The following is a 16,855-nucleotide window of genomic DNA, read 5'->3' as shown; positions in this document are numbered from 1 at the left end:
AAAACGGTCGTCTTTAACGCTTTTGCCTTTAAAAGCTTAGCATGGCTACTTACTTAAAAGTGCGGCGTTAGCTGCTTGATCAGCGCCTTGTAGAGACGCGGCCCAGCGGCCATTAACTGCCCTTCCACTTTCACCGCAGGCTGGCCGTCCGGCGTGCCCATCAAGGCGCCCGCCTCTTTCAGGAACAGCGTGCCTACCAGCATATCCTGCTCTTCCAAGCCGAGTACAAAAGCGCTATCCACTCGCCCGGTGGCCAACTCACACAAATCCAGCAGCCCACAGCCCGTGGCCAGCAGATTTTCTATCTGCGGAGCAAGTTGCTGTGAAACGGTTAAATAGGCAGGTAAATTGCGCGGGCGTAGCCAGACTTCCGGCAGGCTCATGGCCATACGCGTACCGCTAATGGCGGTAGGCTTGCTAACGCGCATACGCTTGTCGTTGTGCTGGGCGCCGCGGCCGCGGCTGGCGATATATTCATCGTCGGCGAACGGGCAGATAATCACTGCGTGTTCGGGACGACCTTTGATAAGACACACCACTGAGAGTGCAAAGCCCTTACCGGCAACGGCTAAATTGGAGTAGCCGTGCATCGGTTCAATTTTCCAGACGATGTCCGCGCCTTCTCCTTCACCCGCGCGATGCGGGGTAAAGCGGCCGGTAACACCGTGCTGGGGATAACCGCGCTCCAACTGCTGCACAATCGTCGCTTCGGCCTTGCGCGCTGTCTCGTCGAGCAGGCGGTCAAGGTTAAATTCATCGTGCGCATTTTCAATACGTTCGCGTACGCGGAGGAAGTGTTCAACAGCGCCGCGTGCAGCACGCAGCGTAAATTGGACCATCGGATTCATGATCGGGCCTTGTGACAGTGATGTTAAAGAACGTGATGCTAAAGCATAAGTAGGCGCAGGTGCCGCCTTTGGCGCGCAATTCTAGCAGACCGCTCTCGGGCATACCACCGACTCATGCTAGACTGCGCGCTTTACGCGATAATAATCACCCTCTTTATTCACCGAGCCTTATTCATGCTTGAGCGCATCCGTATTATTTTAATCGGCACTAGCCATCCTGGTAACATCGGCGGCGTCGCCCGCGCCATGCACAATATGGGCTTGGCAGATTTGGCCCTGGTCGCCCCCCGCTGTGAGGTGATTACCCAGGACAGCATTTCCCGCGCCTCCGGCGCTGATCACCTGCTTCACCAAGCCCAGGTTCACGCAACCCTGGAAGACGCAGTAGCCGACTGCACCCTGGCCGTGGGTGCCAGTGCACGCTCGCGCACCCTACCCTGGCCGATGATTTCACCGCGGGAATTAGCTGACCGGCTGCCCGACGAGTGCCAGCTCGAAGGCGCCCGGGTGGCACTGGTGTTTGGCCGAGAAGACAGCGGCCTGACCAATGCTGAATTACAACGCTGTCACGCTCACGTGCATATTCCTACCAATGCCGACTTTAGCTCGCTCAATTTGGCCGCAGCGGTGCAGGTGCTTGCCTATGAGTGTCGCATGGCGTGGCTAAGCCAATCAGATGGCCAAGCGGATGCACCTCCAACTGTGCCAAATGATGACGATGACCTGGCCACCCACGCCGAGCTAGAGCGCTACTTTGAGCACTTAGAGCGCACGCTGATTGGTATTGATTTTCACGACCCTGATCAGCCGCGACAGCTAATGGCGAGACTGCGCCGCCTGTACCTGCGCGCCCGCCCAGAGCGCATGGAAATGAATATTTTGCGTGGAATTCTATCGGCCACCGAAAAGGCTGCGAATACCAAGCCACGCAAGCCGTAATTTATTAGACAGGAAACGCTAAACTTGAAGTTGATGCTGCGTGCCCCAACTTCGCTATTCTGCTAACGTGATTTCTCTATTGATATTCCAAGAATCGGCGATATTTCAAGAATCCGTTCTAATAGTTCAATAGCTAGACGCCGCCTTTATAACGCCAAGGAACACCTCATGTTTCAACGTCTACGTGAAGACATCAACAGCGTATTTGACCGCGACCCGGCCGCACGTAACTTTCTTGAGGTGCTGACCAACTACCCTGGCCTGCACGCCCTGCTGCTGCATCGCTGCGGCCACTGGCTGTGGAAAAAAAACCTCAAGTGGCTAGCGCGGACGCTATCGACGTTTTCACGCTGGCTCACCGGTATTGAAATCCACCCGGGCGCCACGATTGGTCGGCGGTTTTTTATTGATCACGGCATGGGGGTGGTGATTGGCGAAACGGCGCTGGTGGGCGATAACGTCACGCTCTATCAAGGGGTCACCCTGGGCGGCACCAGCTGGAGCAAAGGCAAGCGTCACCCCACTTTGGGCGATGGCGTGATTGTGGGCGCAGGTGCCAAAATACTGGGGCCCTTTACGGTCGGCGCTGGGGCGAAAATTGGCTCTAATGCCGTGGTCACAAAAGAAGTGCCCCCCGGCGCCACGGTGGTGGGCATACCCGGCAAAATCGTTAAACGCGCCGACCCCGATGTGGAAGAAGCACTGGATGTGGATCCCGCCCGCCGCGAAGCCATCTGCCAAAAATTTGGCTTTGATGCCTACGGCGTCAGCCAGGATATGCCCGACCCCGTAGCCCGTTCGATGCAGGCGATGCTCGACCATATGCACGCCGTGGATGAGCGCATTGAGCGCATGTGCTCTACCCTGCGTAAGCTAGATGACAACTACCGCGACGGCCAGCTACCGGCGCTGCGCGATGAAGATTTTGCCGACGTTCTGGACGAGAACGATACCGGCTGCCCCGGTGTTGGCAAGCACTCGGCCACTCCGCCATCAGCCGAGCAAGAAACACTGCCGCCGCGTAATGGTTGACCAAAGCACTCAGGTTTTCCCATAATGGCAGCACATTTGCCGTTAGTGCGCTGAGTTTTCAGCGTCGAGGGGCTTGCCATGCGCTTGACCACTAAAGGCCGTTACGCCGTTACTGCCATGCTCGATTTAGCCTTGCATGCCCACAACGGCCCGACCAGCCTAAGCGATATCTCCCAGCGTCAAGAGATATCGCTCTCCTATTTAGAGCAGCTTTTTGCTCGCCTGCGCCGTGCAGGCTTGGTCAACAGCGTGCGCGGCCCGGGCGGTGGCTACCTGCTTTCGCAGCCTGCAGACGCGATTAGCGTCTCAAAAGTGATAGACGCGGTGAACGAAAGCGTAGATGCCACCCGTTGCCAGGGGCTCTCTGACTGCCAACAGGGCGATACTTGCCTGACGCATCATTTGTGGTGCGAGCTCTCCGTACAGATACGCCATTTTCTTGACGATATGACCCTGGCACAACTGATGCTGCGTCCTGATGTCATACGTATTGCGTCGCGACAGAAACAGCGTGCAGAGGCAGGCATTCTCGCCTCTTCACCCTGACTCCAAGACACAATCCCGATTGCCCTGACCGATCAACCGCTGGAACGTAACGATGACCACACCCACGCTGCCCATTTACCTGGATTACGCCGCCACCGCGCCGGCGGATGCCCGCGTGGTTGAGGTGATGCAACGCTACCTGACGGTTGATCAGCTATTTGCCAACCCGGCTTCACGCAGCCATATGCTGGGCTGGCAGGCAGAGCAGGTGGTGGAGCAGGCACGCCGCCAGGTGGCCGATGTGATTGGCGCCGACCCGCGAGAAATCGTCTGGACCAGCGGCGCCACCGAAGCAGACAACCTGGCGCTGACAGGCTTTATGCGCGCCAACCGCGAGCACGGCCTACACTTGGTTACCTCGACGATTGAGCATAAAGCTATCGTTGACACTGCCCATGCGCTGGAGAAAGAGGGCTTTGAGGTCACTTGGCTAACGCCGGGCCGGGATGGCTGCATTGAACCCGAACAGCTGCGCGCAGCGATGCGCGACGACACCGCGCTGGTCTCACTGATGGCGGTTAACAACGAACTGGGCAGCATCAACGATATTGCGGCTCTGGCGGCCGTTGCCCATGAGTTTGGCGCGGCCTTTCATACCGATGCCGCCCAGGCGGTGGGGCGTATTCCCTTAGACGTAGTGGCCCAGCAGATTGACCTTATGTCGCTATCTGGCCATAAAACCTACGGCCCTAAAGGCGTCGGAGCGCTGTATGTGAAGCGCCATCCGGACATTCGCGTTGAGGCGCTGATTCATGGCGGTGGCCACGAGCGCGGTATGCGCTCCGGCACCCTACCGACACACCAGATCGCAGGCATGGGTGAAGCCTTTGCGCTGATGCAGCAGCAGTACGACGAAGACAACGCCCATATAACGGCCTTGCAACAGCGCTTTCTACGCGGCCTTGAAGGCGTCGACGGTGTGTTTTCCAACACGCCATTGGGTGACAAAGAGCAGCGCTCAGTGCCCAACATTCTCAACTTGGCGTTTGAAGGCGTCGACGGTGAATCGCTGCTGATGGCTCTGCGCGATGTGGCGGTGTCTACCGGTTCGGCGTGCAACTCGGCCAGCGTCGATCCGTCCTATGTGCTGCTCGGCATCGGCACGCCACGCTCGCTGGCGCTCTCATCGCTGCGTTTTAGCTTCGGGCGCTTTACCACCGAAGCCGACATTGATTATGCGCTAACGCTCATACGCCATGCGGTGAGCGGTTTACGTACACCGCCCCGTCAAGCGGCTGACTAGCTGACTATTTTTAAGGAGGACGCCTCATGGCAACACTCAATATTACCCCGGCTGCCGCACAACAGATTCGCCACGCGCTCGACGAGCGCGGGCAAGGCCTTGGCCTGCGCGTCTCGGTCAAGCCAAGCGGCTGCTCTGGCTATAGCTACGTGCTCGATTTTGCTGACACCGTCAGCGACGAAGAGATCCATTTTGAAGCCCACGGTGCCAGCGTCTATGTTGCTCCCGATGCGGTGGAGATGCTTAACGGCAGCGAAGTGGATTACGTCAGCGAAGGGCTGAACCGCTTTTTCCGCTTTAACAACCCTAACGTCAAAGATGAGTGCGGCTGCGGAGAGAGCTTTACCGTCTAAGCATTGCTTGGTCAGCTTCATCGCCGGTATTCATCCCCCGGCTTAAGCGCTATAATCGCGCACCTGGATACATAAGCTCAGGCAGCCGGGGTATGCCCGCATACTTTTTTGACGCATTAGTGTTTAAAAACGCTAGCTGCCGAAGCGCTATTAACTGAATCATCTTCTGGGCCGCCCTGGCCTTCTAGGGCGGCACTTTTTGCTTAAGCCTTTTTGAGGAGACCATTTACATGGCTACTGAACGCACTCTTTCTATTATCAAGCCTGACGCCGTTGCTAAAAATGCCATCGGTGACATCATTGCTCGCTTCGAAAAAGCGGGTTTAAAAGTCGTCGCTGCCAAAATGGTACATCTCTCAGAAGAGAAGGCTGGCGGCTTCTACGCAGAGCACAAAGAGCGTCCGTTCTTTAAAGACCTGGTTGGCTTCATGACCTCTGGCCCGGTGGTTGTACAAGTGCTTGAAGGTGAAGGCGCTATTGCTAAAAACCGCGATCTGATGGGTGCAACTAACCCTAAAGAAGCAGCACCCGGCACTATTCGCGCCGATTTTGCGGAAACAATCGACGCCAATGCTGTCCATGGTTCTGATTCTCCAGAAAGCGCTGAGCGCGAAATTAGCTACTTCTTTGGCAACGACGAAATCTGCCCGCGCTAAGCCTTTAAGGTAGCGCCGCCGAAACAACTTTCGTTGCCGGCCATTTTGCGGGGGCTAGTCCCCCGCCCCTTTCTATAACGCTGACCGCCATGACCACCACTGTAGCCCAACATACGCCCGCCCCCCGTCCAGGCGCCGACAGTACTGAAGCTGATCGTACTGAAGCCGATAGTACTGGCGCCGCCAGCAAATCTGCTGAAAAAGCGACGCCTGAGCGGCAAAACCTGCTTGGCATGTCCCGCGAGCAAATGGAAGCTTTCTTTTTGTCGATCGGCGAAAAGAAGTTCCGTGCCGCACAGCTAATGAAGTGGATTCACCAGGAAGGCAGTGATGACTTTGCTGCCATGACGAACCTCTCCAAAGCGCTGCGTGAAAAACTGGCCCGGCTGGCAGAAATTCGTGGCCCAGGGGTGATTTATGAAGGTACTTCCAGCGATGGTACCCGTAAGTGGGTGCTGGAAGTGGAGGACGGCAGCTATGTGGAAACGGTGCTGATTCCGGCTGAGAACGGTAAACGCCGCACGCTATGCGTTTCCTCTCAAGTCGGCTGCTCGCTGGACTGCAGCTTTTGCTCCACCGGCAAGCAGGGTTTTCAGCGCAACCTAACCGCTGCTGAAATTATCGGCCAGGTATGGGTTGCCCAGCGCAGCGTTGGCCCGCGGCGGGATACGGCAAACCGACCGGTGACCAACGTGGTGATGATGGGCATGGGCGAGCCGTTGCTCAACTTCGATAACGTTGTGCCCGCCATGAAGCTGATGTTGGATGACAACGGCTATGGCCTGTCCAAGCGCCGCGTGACACTGTCGACCTCTGGCGTGGTGCCAATGATCGACAAGCTTGGCGACGAAATGGACGTTAGCTTGGCAATTTCGCTGCATGCCTCTACGGACGAATTGCGCAATGAGCTGGTGCCCATCAACCGTAAGTACAATATCCGTGCGCTGTTGGATGCCTGCCACAGGTACCTTGCCAAGTGCCCGGATAATCGTCAGGTCACTATTGAGTACACGCTGATCAAGGACGTCAACGATCAGCAGGAGCACGCCGAGCAGCTTGCTGCACTGCTGAAAGAGTTGCCGTGTAAGATCAACCTGATTCCGTTTAACCCGTTCCCCAATTCGGGTTACGAAAAACCGTCACGCAACCAGGTTATGCGCTTCCAGCAGTGGTTGTATGATTTAGGCTACAACGCCACGGTTAGAACAACCCGAGGTGAAGATATCGATGCTGCCTGTGGCCAGCTCGTTGGTCGCGTGAAAGACCGCACCAAACGCAGCGCGCGCTATATTCAGTCAGTCCAGCTCGATGCTGACTAGGGTTTGTACGAAAAGTCGGCGAACGAAGGCAGTTTGCGTACTAAGCCTAAGGTGGGAGTGTAGAAAACCGGGCTTATCTTGACTTCCGCTTGGCACGGCGCTTTGATGGTCACGGTTTTTATTTAGATTAGCACTGCTGTTTGTCAGTATTGCCTTACTAGCAGTTGGACGTTCACCACACGAGGATTTACATGATCGCTCACCGCAGGCGCCAACACCCATCGCGGGTGCCCATGCTCACCGTGCTTATCGGTAGCTTGTGGCTAGCCGGCTGTGCCTCGTCCAACAACCTTACACCGCAAGCCAACCCCGCGGCGGCAGAAGCCTATACCCAGCTTGGCGTCGCCTATCTAGAGCGCGATAATCTTCCCCGCGCTCTCAACGCACTGGATCGGGCACTTGAAATTGCCCCTCACCATGCAGAAGCGCTGCAAGCACTGGCACTGGTTTATCAACGCCAGGGCGAAAGTGCACTTGCCAACGACTATTTTCAACAGGCGGTGAATGCCGAACCTGACTTCACCCGCGCCCGCAACAACTATGCGGCGTTCTTATACGGTCAGGGTCAGTTCAATGCCGCCTGTGAGCAGTTAGAAACCGCATCACAGGATGCCCAGTACGCCAACCGTGCCCAGCTATTTACTAATTTAGGGCAGTGTTACATGGCGCTGGAAGAATTTGATAAGGCGCGCGCTCGATTGGAGCGCGCGCAAAGTATTGATCCGCGTAATTCACGCGGCTATTTAATGTTAGCTGAACTCGAATATTCGCAGGGCAATTACTCTCAGGCCTGGGCACCACTGCAAACCTATTTGCAGCTCGCCGAGCCCGACCAAGCAGCGCTAAGAATGGCGGTTGATATCGCACAGAAGCGCGGCGAGCATAGCGTCGCCGCTGAATACCAGCGCCTGCTTGGCAACGACTGACTGATTGACGCCCTGATCACCGCTTATTTAATGAAGGATGCTCAGCCATGAGCGATACACAGTCACAAGAAAACGTCATTGATAGCCCTAGCACTAGCGCCTCTCCTGGCGAACTTCTTGCTCGCCAGCGCGAGCAGCTTGGTATTCCGCTTGCCGATGCGGCCCGGGCGCTCAACCTGCGTCCCGCCGTCGTGGGAGGTCTTGAGCAGGATGACTATCAAGAGATTCCTGTCGCCGCTTATCGACGCGGCTACCTGCGCTCTTACGCCAAATACCTGGGCATGGATGACCGGCTAGTGCTTGAGGCTTATCAAGCCCGCAGTGGCGGTACCGACACCGAACGCAAAGTGACCCCGGTCTCTACGGCTAGGCCGCCCTCCCGGGTTGGCGCGTGGCTGTTTAAGCTGGTTACCCTGCTGGTGATTGTGGGACTTATCGCTGTAACCGTGATGTGGTGGCAAAGCCGGGGTGGCAACGAGCCACCGGGCTTTGGCTCAACCTCTACGGAAGAGACCGCTACCGCCCCAGCAGAGCCGACCAGTGAGCCCGATGACACTGCAGCGAGTACGGATTCAAGCTTCACCAGTGGCGATGAAAGCGCGACGTTGCCCAGCAATGGCACCAACGTCGCGCCTTCACCGACGGCTGCGCAAGAACAAGTGCCCAGCGTTCAAGATAATGTTGACGCGATTACAGGCCTTGACGAATCCGCACTGGATAGCACCACCGATACGGCCAGCACCGCGGAGGATAGCGATGAGCCGAGCGAGCCTGAGCCAAGCAGTGTTGAAGAGAACGACACTGATAGCGAACAAACCGCTGCCGCCGAGCAGACCGCCAATGCCAACGTCCTTGAGCTAACGTTTAACGAGCAGTCGTGGACGGAGATTTTTGACGCCACCAACCAGCGCGTCTTCGTTGGCCTGCAAACACCCGGCACCTCGACAACCGTCGAAGGCGAGCCCCCGTTTCGCTTAACCGTAGGCAATGCCACCGGCGTCGAGCTGCGCTACCAAGGCGAGGAAGTTGACCTTCCCGCCCGCGCAGGCGCCAACAATGTTGCCCGATTCACCTTGGGAGAGTGACCCGTCTTATGCACGCCCCTTCTCCGATAAAGCGCCGCCATTCCCGCCAGATTCAGGTTGGAAACGTCGCGGTGGGCGGTGATGCCCCCATTGCCGTTCAAAGCATGACCAATACCAACACACTGGATGTCGCCGCGACCGTGGCCCAGATCCAGCAGTTGGAAAAAGCCGGTGCGGATATCGTACGCGTTTCAGTACCCGATATGGACGCCGCCGAAACCTTTGGTCAAATCAAAAAGCTCGTCAATGTACCGCTCGTTGCCGATATCCATTTTGATTACAAAATAGCTCTACGTGTCGCCGAACTCGGCGTCGACTGCCTGCGTATCAACCCAGGCAATATCGGCCGTGAAGACCGGGTACGCGCGGTGGTTAGCGCCGCCCGTGACCATGGCATTCCGATCCGGATTGGTGTCAACGCAGGGTCGTTGGAAAAAGACCTGCAGAAGAAGTATGGCGAGCCTACCCCGGCGGCATTGGTGGAGTCCGCCATGCGCCATATTGATTACCTGGATCGGCTCGACTTCCCCGACTTCAAAGTCAGCGTCAAAGCCTCGGATGTGTTTATGGCCGTGGCCGCCTATCGCGACCTGGCCGCGCGCATCGAGCAACCGCTGCACTTAGGGATTACCGAAGCCGGTGGTCTGCGCTCGGGCACGGTCAAGTCATCGATTGGTCTGGGCATGCTGCTGATGGACGGCATCGGTGACACGATCCGTGTCTCGTTGGCGGCAGACCCGGTGGAAGAGATCAAGGTCGGCTTTGATATGCTCCGCAGCCTCAAACTGCGCTCTAAAGGTATTAACTTTATTGCCTGCCCCAGCTGCTCGCGCCAGAACTTCGACGTCATTGACACAATGAACCAGCTCGAAGAGCGGCTGGAAGACGTGATGACGCCGCTTAACGTCTCGGTGATCGGCTGCGTGGTCAATGGCCCCGGCGAAGCCAAAGAGACCGATATCGGCCTGACCGGCGGCAGCCCCGCCAACTTGGTGTATATCGACGGCAAGCCCGCCAGCAAGCTGCGCAACGACCACTTGGTAGATGACCTGGAGCAACTGATTCGCGAAAAAGTGCGCGAAAAACAGCAGCAGCAAGACGATATGATTGCCCGCAGCGTTTAACCGCTGGGGCTGGCTGCCAGCCTGGGTGAACCACGCCTGATGGCAGAATAAGGAGTTTTCTTTGAGCAAGTCCGCCGTTAAAAAAATTCAAGCCATTCGTGGTATGAACGACCTACTGCCCAGCGACAGCCCACGCTGGCAATTTTTTGAAGCCAAAGTACGCCAGCTAATGCTGCGTTACGGCTTTAATGAAATCCGCACGCCTATCGTTGAGCAAACCGCGCTGTTTGCACGCTCTATCGGTGAAGTTACCGATATCGTCGAAAAAGAGATGTATACCTTCGACGATCGCAACAGCGAGAGTTTGACTCTACGCCCCGAAGGCACCGCAAGCTGCGTGCGCGCGGCCATGGAGCACGGCCTGCTGTATAACCAAACTCAGCGGTTGTGGTACCAGGGGCCGATGTTTCGCTATGAGCGTCCGCAAAAAGGCCGCTACCGCCAGTTCCACCAGATCGGCGTCGAGACCTTCGGTTTTGATGGCCCGGATATCGACGCCGAGGTGATCCTGCTTTCGGCACGCCTATGGCAAGAACTCGGCTTGATGGAGCACGTCACCCTGGAGCTCAACTCACTGGGTTCGTCTGAGGCGCGGGCAGCCTACCGGGATACGCTGGTGGCCTACTTTGAGCAGCACCTAGACGTCCTCGATGAAGACTCCAAGCGCCGTTTGACCAGCAACCCGCTGCGTATTCTCGACTCCAAAAATCCGGCCATGGCTGAGATGCTCGACGGCGCGCCGCAGTTGATGGATCACCTGGATGCCGAATCCCAGGAACACTTTGAGCAGCTCACCAGAATGCTTGAAGCAGCAGGCATTGCCTATGTGATCAACCCGCGCTTAGTGCGGGGGCTCGACTACTACTGCCGTACCGTGTTCGAGTGGACCACGACTGCGCTGGGCAGCCAGGGCACCGTGTGTGCCGGCGGACGCTACGACGGCCTGGTCGAACAGCTGGGCGGCAAGCCTACCCCAGCGGTGGGCTTTGCCATGGGCATTGAGCGGCTGATTCTACTGCTCGAAACGCTTGAGCTGATCCCTGAGAACGCCCTTGGCGGCTGCGATGTCTATTTACTGCCCATGGATGATAGCGCCACCACAGCAGCCATTACCCTGGCCGAGCAACTGCGTGGCGAGCTGCCTGAACTGCGTCTGCAGCTTCATTGCGGCGGCGGCAGCTTTAAAAGCCGAATCAAAAAAGCCGACAAGAGCGCTGCTACGATAGCCATACTGATCGGTGAAGATGAAATCGCAGCGCGGTCGGCAACGGTCAAGTTTCTGCGCGATGACCGCGAACAGCAAAGCGTTCCTCAAGCCGCATTAGGCCGCACGCTGGGCGAGCTTTTAACGGCTAACGCATAAGCCCTGCAGGCAGCCTGCTTGCATGCGACGGTCTAAACATACGACTTTAGAAGAAAGGAGCCCGCCCGTGGTGGAGCTGAGAAGCGAAGAAGAGCAGCTAGACGCCGTTAAGCGCTGGTGGAAAGAGAACGGCATGTCGTTGATTGCAGGCGCTGTTCTGGCGGCGGCTGGAGTATTCGGCTGGAATGCCTGGCAGAACTATCAACAGGGCCAAGCTGAAGCGGCCTCCATGCGCTATCAGCAGCTGGTTAATATGACCGCTGGCAACGAGCTTAACGAGGAGCAAATAGCAAGCGCGCGGGAAATGGTCAGCGAGCTGACCAACGAGCATGGCGATACGCTCTACGCCGAACTCGCCCTTCTGCTCGACGCCCGCTTGGCTGTTCAGCAAGGCGACTTGGAAGCAGCACGTACCGCACTGGAAAGCGCGGCCGACTCCTCGCGCCGCTATGTACAAAGCTTGGCATGGCTACGCTTAGCCCGTATCGAGCTTGCCGACGGTAATCCTAAACAGGCGCACGCACTGTTAGACGAGCCAATTAGCGATGCACTGGCGGCTCAAAGAGCAAACGTGCGCGGCGATGCATTCGCCGCCCAAGGTGACACCGAGGCGGCCCGAGATGCATGGGAAACCGCTCTAGAAGTGTCTCAAACCAAAGACCAGCCGCTTTACGGCGTGCAGTTCAAGCTTGACGATCTCGGCGCTGAGGAGGCGACACAATGACTTTTGGTATCCCAACAAAACAGCTAGTACGCGCAAGCTTGGGCGCCCTGTCGCTGGCACTGCTGGTCGGTTGCGCTAGTAAAGGCGAGCCTGCCTATACCCCCAAAGAGCTGCGCAGCTTCGACGAGACCTCCTCGCTGGAAACTCAGTGGCGGCGCAACGTGGGCGATGGTCTGGGCCGTGCCCGTTATCCCATCGCTCCTTCCCGTGAAGGCAACACCGTGTTTGCGGCCGATGTTGATGGCGTGGTGATGGCGATGGATGCCAATAGCGGCGACGTCAAGTGGGAAATTGACCTTGATACGACTATTTCCAGCGCGCTAACGGCGATTGCCGGTCAGGTCTATCTGGCTACTGGCAACGGCGAAGTGATCGCGTTGGATCAAGGTGACGGCAGCGAAGAGTGGCGTTCGCGGGTATCCAGCGAAGTGCTGGCCGCGCCCCAGGCCAACCGGCAGTTGCTAATTGTGCAAAGTGTCGATGGCCGTGTCACGGCTTTGGATCGCGCCACGGGTGCAGAACGCTGGGTATACACCAGTTCGCAGCCGTCACTCACCCTGCGCGGCACCGGCACGCCAATGGTGATTGATCCAGTCAGCTTTGTTGGCCTAGCCAATGGCCGCCTGGCCACGCTGGATAACCGTAGCGGCCAGCCTCTATGGGAAATGCAGATCGCCACTCCGCAAGGGCGTAGCGAAGTGGAACGCCTGGTCGATCTTTCCGGCCAGCCGGTCATCAGCCCCGATGGCCGCCTGTTTGTGACCAGCTATAACGGCCGGGTGGTGGCGCTGGAAGCAACCCAAGGCGACGTACTTTGGGAAGCGGATCTCTCCAGCCGCCATACCCCGATTCTGGTCGGTGACTTCCTATTTGTGGTCACCGATGACAGCCAAGTCGTCGCCCTCGACGCTAACAGCGGCCGCGAAATTTGGCGCAACGACGATTTAGAAGATCGTTGGTTAACCGCCCCCGCCTTCGCCGATGGGCGTTTAGTATTCGGCGATTTTGACGGTTATCTTCACCTGATCGACGCTCGCGAAGGCGATATCGTGGGTCGCACTCGCGTGCACAGCTCGGGCATCAGCGTACGCCCGGTCACTGAAGGCAGCACCATTCATGTCCAGGCCAACAATGGTCGCCTGGAAACCCTGGAAGTAACTCCATGACACCCGTCATTGCTTTAGTCGGTCGCCCCAATGTGGGCAAATCGACGTTGTTTAACCGCCTAACGCGCTCGCGTGATGCACTGGTGGCCGACTTTCCTGGCCTCACCCGCGACCGTAAGTACGGTAATGGCATGCTGGGCGATAAGGTCTATACCGTGATTGATACCGGCGGTATCAGCGGTGACGAAGAAGGCATCGACGCTGCCATGGCGGAGCAGTCACTCGCCGCCATTGATGAAGCCGATATTGTGCTGTTTATGGTCGACGCTCGCGCCGGCCTTATCGCCGCTGACCAGGCGATTGCCAACCACCTGCGGGTCAATCAGAAAAAAACCTGGCTGGTGGTGAATAAAACCGATGGGCTGGAAGAGCATTCGGCCATGGGCGACTTCTGGTCGCTCGGCCTCGGCGATCCCTGGCCGATTGCTGCCGCCCACGGGCGCAACGTTTCCACCCTGATTGATGTGGTACTCGAACCGTTTCCCGAGCGTGACGCCAGCATTCCTGCCGACACCGGCAGCAAAGGCGTTCGCATCGGCGTGATTGGCCGCCCCAACGTGGGAAAATCGACCCTGGTCAATCGCCTGCTAGGCGAAGATCGGGTCGTCGTGTTTGATGAAGCGGGCACCACCCGCGATGCCATCGAGATTCCTTTTGAGCGCCGCGGCAAGCCCTATGTACTGATTGACACCGCGGGTATTAGGCGGCGCAAGAACGTGCGCGAAATCGCCGAGAAATTTTCCATCATCAAGACCCTGGATGCGATCAAAGAGTCCCATGTGGTAATCATGGTACTGGATGGCTCCAGCGGCCTGGTGGAGCAGGACTTGCACCTGCTGGACTATGTGTTGACCACCGGTCGTGCACTGGTGCTGGCAGTCAACAAGTGGGACGGCCTGGAGACCGAAGCCAAGGATAAAATGCGCACTGAAGTGAAGCGCCGCCTAGGCTTTGCGGATTATGCCGAACTGCACTTTATCTCTGCCCTGCACGGCACGGCGGTGGGTGATCTCTACCCCTCGATTGATCGCGCCTTTGACGCCGCTAACGCCCACTGGTCGACCAACCGCCTCACCACCCTGCTCCAGGACGCGGTCAGCCAAAACCCACCGCCGATGGTGCACGGACGGCGTATCAAGCTGCGTATGGCTCACCAGGGTGGAAGCAACCCGCCGATTATCGTCGTCCACGGCAACCAAACCGAGTCGCTACCCGAAGCCTACCGCCGCTATTTGACCAACACTTTCCGCAAGGTGCTCAAGGTGCGCGGCACGCCGATTCGCTTTGAGTTTCGCTCCGGCAGTAACCCGTTTGATGACATGGCGGGCGCCAGCGACAAAGAGAAGGCCAAAAAGCGCGAGCTTAACCGCACCAAAGAGGCGCGCAAAAGCCGTCGCTAATCATTTTAGTAGCTGCCTTTTGAACCCGCCCGTTTGCATCGCCAAGCGGGCGTTTTGGTTCTAGCCTTCAATAAGCACCTGAACACGCAAATTGTCTTGACAGAATATGGCTTCAGCCCTCAAATAGCCGCGCTTATTAGCCTGAACCTAGTAAGTGCGCAACAACACCTTACTCTTAGCATTGCTACCCCACTACTTACTTACGCCCTATTGAAGGGGACTCTTATGCTTTATATTGCTCGCTATTGGCGATGGCTGACTCTGTTTGGCTTTGCCAGCCTACTCACGGGTTGTCTCGCCCTCCCCCAAACCGGCCTGTTTGCGTTTCGTTTGGCAGTAACCTCCCTGGGGGTCGAGGATGTTCGCATTGGGCCTTACAGTATCAATGCGGGGCTAGATACAAGTGATCTAACCAGCCTGATTGCGTCTAGCCTCGGCGCGGGCAGTCTGCCCGTTCAGGCCACCATTGCCATGGGGCTGGGCTTACCCGCAGGTATGCCACCGGTGGAGATGTCAGGCTTTCGCTGGGCGCTGGATATGCCGGGCATTGACCCTGTGCAGGGGAACTATGAGCAGGACGTCACGCTGACCTCTGGTGATGATGCTAACTTACGCCTACCGGTTGCCTTTGATGTCCTCGCCACCGACACCCAACGCATGGCCCCCATGCTGGAACTTGCCAGTCAGTTGGCGTCCCAAGGCGAGCTACCGCCCGGCAGTCAACTGGCCATCACACCAGGGGATCTGCGCGGTTTAGGTATGCGGTTACCTGCCGGTTTGTTGACGCCCACTATTCGCCTCAGTGTAGGCGCCGATGGGCAGTTAGTACCCCAGCGCTGAAGGGTTATGTCTAGGAGCTCGCAGCCAACGGTCTGGTGCCTAGCATTGGGTCAGAAAAGGATGGTTAATTCAGCATCCATACTCACCCTCTAGGTGGGTTATGATGGGGGATTGATTTACTGCTATCAGCGGTTATCTTGTGTCCAAGAAACCCATTCGTCTATAAGGAAACCGTCTCATGCGCTGGCTTCGCCCCCTTGCTATTACCGCGCTATGCGCGTCCATCGCCGCTTGCTCCACCTCGCCTACCGGACGCTCGCAACTACTGTTGCTCTCCGATAGCGAACTCAATGAGATGGGCCGCCAGGCGTTCACTCAATATCAGCAGAAACTGCCTACCGCCGGCCAAGCCAGTCATCGCTATGTCCAGTGTATTGCCGATGCCATCGTGGCGGAGCTCCCCGCCCAGCAGCAACAGCTAGATTGGCAAATCCGCGTGTTTGAGTCCGAACAGCCCAACGCCTTCGCGCTTCCCGGCGGCTATATGGGCGTGAATACCGGTATGCTGGATATTGCTACAAATCAGGATCAGCTTGCTTCCGTTATCGGCCACGAAATTGGTCACGTACTGGCCAACCATGCCAATGAGCGCGCCTCAACCGAGAGCGCCACCTCGTTAGGCCTGTCGGTAATTTCCAGCACCTCGGGCATGCAGTCTGCCGGTGGCCAGCAACTCATGGGCGTGCTCGGCATGGGCGCGCAGTACGGCATCGTACTGCCTTTTTCCCGGGCTCATGAGAGCGAAGCTGACGTGATTGGCCTGGATCTTATGGCCCAAGCCGGTTTCAATCCCCGTGAAAGCGTGACCCTTTGGGAAAATATGCAGGCGGCCACAGGTGGCGGTGCGCCCCCCGAGTGGATGTCGACTCACCCTGGCCAAGGCCAGCGCATTGAAGGCCTGCAAGCCAATATGGATCATGCCCTGGCACGCTACCAACAAGCACGCAGCAATGGTCGCACCCCCAACTGCCCACGCCCTTAACGGCTCTTGAGGTTTAGATGATCAAGTTAGGTTTACTGCTGCTAGTGCTGCCGCTGTTTGTGCTGATGGGTGTGTATTTCTGGGAGCTCAACGACGTCCGTGCTTGTCAGCTTGATGGCGGCCATTGGGACTATATTGAGAGTGTTTGTAGAGACGCACCGCAACCGTTCGTCTCCTGGCTGCAGCGCTCGCCGCTGTTAGTCAATGGCGGCATGCTGCTTTCGGTGGTGGGGCTGGTAATGTGCATGGTGGGTTTGTACGTCAAGCGCGCTAAGTAAAGCGTTATTAGCGGCACACATAAAAAGCGGG

General features: G+C 57.4%; 18 protein-coding genes. 17 read left to right on the top strand and 1 reads right to left on the bottom strand.

Going from position 1 to position 16,855, the window contains the following annotated elements; all coding sequences use genetic code 11:
• Positions 1-53 precede the first annotated feature (53 nt).
• Positions 54-848: an inositol monophosphatase family protein gene (locus KF947_RS15000; protein WP_133730844.1), complete on the bottom strand. Its 795-nt coding sequence runs from the start codon at positions 846-848 to the stop codon at positions 54-56.
• Between the two features lie 174 nt (positions 849-1,022).
• On the opposite strand from KF947_RS15000, the gene KF947_RS14995 reads away from it, so the two are divergent.
• The 17 genes from KF947_RS14995 to KF947_RS14915 all read left to right on the top strand — a co-directional run bounded on the left by KF947_RS14995 (position 1,023) and on the right by KF947_RS14915 (position 16,824).
• Complete coding sequence (locus KF947_RS14995) at positions 1,023-1,787, top strand: RNA methyltransferase (RefSeq protein ID WP_133730845.1); 765 nt, start codon at positions 1,023-1,025, stop codon at positions 1,785-1,787.
• 168 nt (positions 1,788-1,955) lie between these two features.
• Complete coding sequence (gene cysE, locus KF947_RS14990) at positions 1,956-2,819, top strand: serine O-acetyltransferase (RefSeq protein ID WP_133730846.1); 864 nt, start codon at positions 1,956-1,958, stop codon at positions 2,817-2,819.
• A gap of 78 nt (positions 2,820-2,897) precedes the next feature.
• On the top strand, positions 2,898-3,365 hold the full coding sequence (gene iscR, locus KF947_RS14985) for a Fe-S cluster assembly transcriptional regulator IscR (protein WP_022520074.1): 468 nt from the start codon (positions 2,898-2,900) through the stop codon (positions 3,363-3,365).
• 52 nt (positions 3,366-3,417) lie between these two features.
• Positions 3,418-4,608 carry an aminotransferase class V-fold PLP-dependent enzyme gene (locus KF947_RS14980; RefSeq protein ID WP_223287941.1) on the top strand — a complete coding sequence of 397 codons (1,191 nt, stop codon included), beginning with the start codon at positions 3,418-3,420 and terminating at the stop codon, positions 4,606-4,608.
• A 26-nt stretch (positions 4,609-4,634) separates the two neighbouring features.
• On the top strand, positions 4,635-4,961 hold the full coding sequence (locus KF947_RS14975; RefSeq protein WP_133730848.1) for a HesB/IscA family protein: 327 nt from the start codon (positions 4,635-4,637) through the stop codon (positions 4,959-4,961).
• Positions 4,962-5,191: 230 nt separating this feature from the next.
• Entirely contained in the window at positions 5,192-5,617 is a 426-nt protein-coding gene (ndk, locus tag KF947_RS14970) for a nucleoside-diphosphate kinase (protein WP_022520077.1), read from the top strand.
• Positions 5,618-5,706: 89 nt separating this feature from the next.
• Positions 5,707-6,936, top strand: a complete 1,230-nt coding sequence (gene rlmN, locus KF947_RS14965) for a 23S rRNA (adenine(2503)-C(2))-methyltransferase RlmN (RefSeq protein ID WP_227404315.1) — start codon at positions 5,707-5,709, stop codon at positions 6,934-6,936.
• 191 nt (positions 6,937-7,127) lie between these two features.
• A complete protein-coding gene (gene pilW / locus KF947_RS14960) occupies positions 7,128-7,862 on the top strand; it encodes a type IV pilus biogenesis/stability protein PilW (RefSeq protein WP_133730850.1) in 735 nt (244 codons plus the stop codon).
• 47 nt (positions 7,863-7,909) lie between these two features.
• Positions 7,910-8,947, top strand: coding sequence for a RodZ domain-containing protein (locus KF947_RS14955; protein ID WP_227404314.1), 1,038 nt, complete (start codon positions 7,910-7,912; stop codon positions 8,945-8,947).
• Between the two features lie 8 nt (positions 8,948-8,955).
• Positions 8,956-10,071 (top strand): flavodoxin-dependent (E)-4-hydroxy-3-methylbut-2-enyl-diphosphate synthase, encoded by a 1,116-nt coding sequence (ispG, locus tag KF947_RS14950; protein WP_039860545.1) that lies wholly within the window; start codon positions 8,956-8,958, stop codon positions 10,069-10,071.
• Between the two features lie 61 nt (positions 10,072-10,132).
• Positions 10,133-11,434, top strand: a complete 1,302-nt coding sequence (gene hisS, locus KF947_RS14945) for a histidine--tRNA ligase (protein ID WP_133730852.1) — start codon at positions 10,133-10,135, stop codon at positions 11,432-11,434.
• 67 nt (positions 11,435-11,501) lie between these two features.
• Positions 11,502-12,158: a YfgM family protein gene (locus KF947_RS14940; RefSeq protein ID WP_227404313.1), complete on the top strand. Its 657-nt coding sequence runs from the start codon at positions 11,502-11,504 to the stop codon at positions 12,156-12,158.
• A complete protein-coding gene (gene bamB, locus KF947_RS14935; RefSeq protein ID WP_133730854.1) occupies positions 12,155-13,324 on the top strand; it encodes an outer membrane protein assembly factor BamB in 1,170 nt (389 codons plus the stop codon). Before KF947_RS14940 ends, bamB begins: the two co-directional genes overlap by 4 nt.
• A complete protein-coding gene (gene der, locus KF947_RS14930; protein ID WP_071695367.1) occupies positions 13,321-14,724 on the top strand; it encodes a ribosome biogenesis GTPase Der in 1,404 nt (467 codons plus the stop codon). The genes bamB and der overlap by 4 nt, the downstream gene beginning before the upstream one ends.
• Before the next feature lie 225 nt (positions 14,725-14,949).
• Positions 14,950-15,564 carry a hypothetical protein gene (locus KF947_RS14925; RefSeq protein ID WP_133730855.1) on the top strand — a complete coding sequence of 205 codons (615 nt, stop codon included), beginning with the start codon at positions 14,950-14,952 and terminating at the stop codon, positions 15,562-15,564.
• Between the two features lie 178 nt (positions 15,565-15,742).
• Positions 15,743-16,546 carry a M48 family metallopeptidase gene (locus tag KF947_RS14920; RefSeq protein ID WP_133730856.1) on the top strand — a complete coding sequence of 268 codons (804 nt, stop codon included), beginning with the start codon at positions 15,743-15,745 and terminating at the stop codon, positions 16,544-16,546.
• 17 nt (positions 16,547-16,563) lie between these two features.
• The gene (locus tag KF947_RS14915) at positions 16,564-16,824 is read left to right on the top strand and encodes a hypothetical protein (RefSeq protein WP_133730857.1); all 261 of its coding nucleotides are present in this window, start codon (positions 16,564-16,566) and stop codon (positions 16,822-16,824) included.
• Positions 16,825-16,855: the final 31 nt, after the last annotated feature.

This window comes from Halomonas sp. FeN2, assembly GCF_020595105.1.
Lineage (GTDB): Bacteria > Pseudomonadota > Gammaproteobacteria > Pseudomonadales > Halomonadaceae > Vreelandella > Vreelandella neptunia.
The sequence above is the reverse complement of the archived record's forward strand: the minus strand, read 5'-3'. Positions and strand labels throughout refer to the sequence as shown.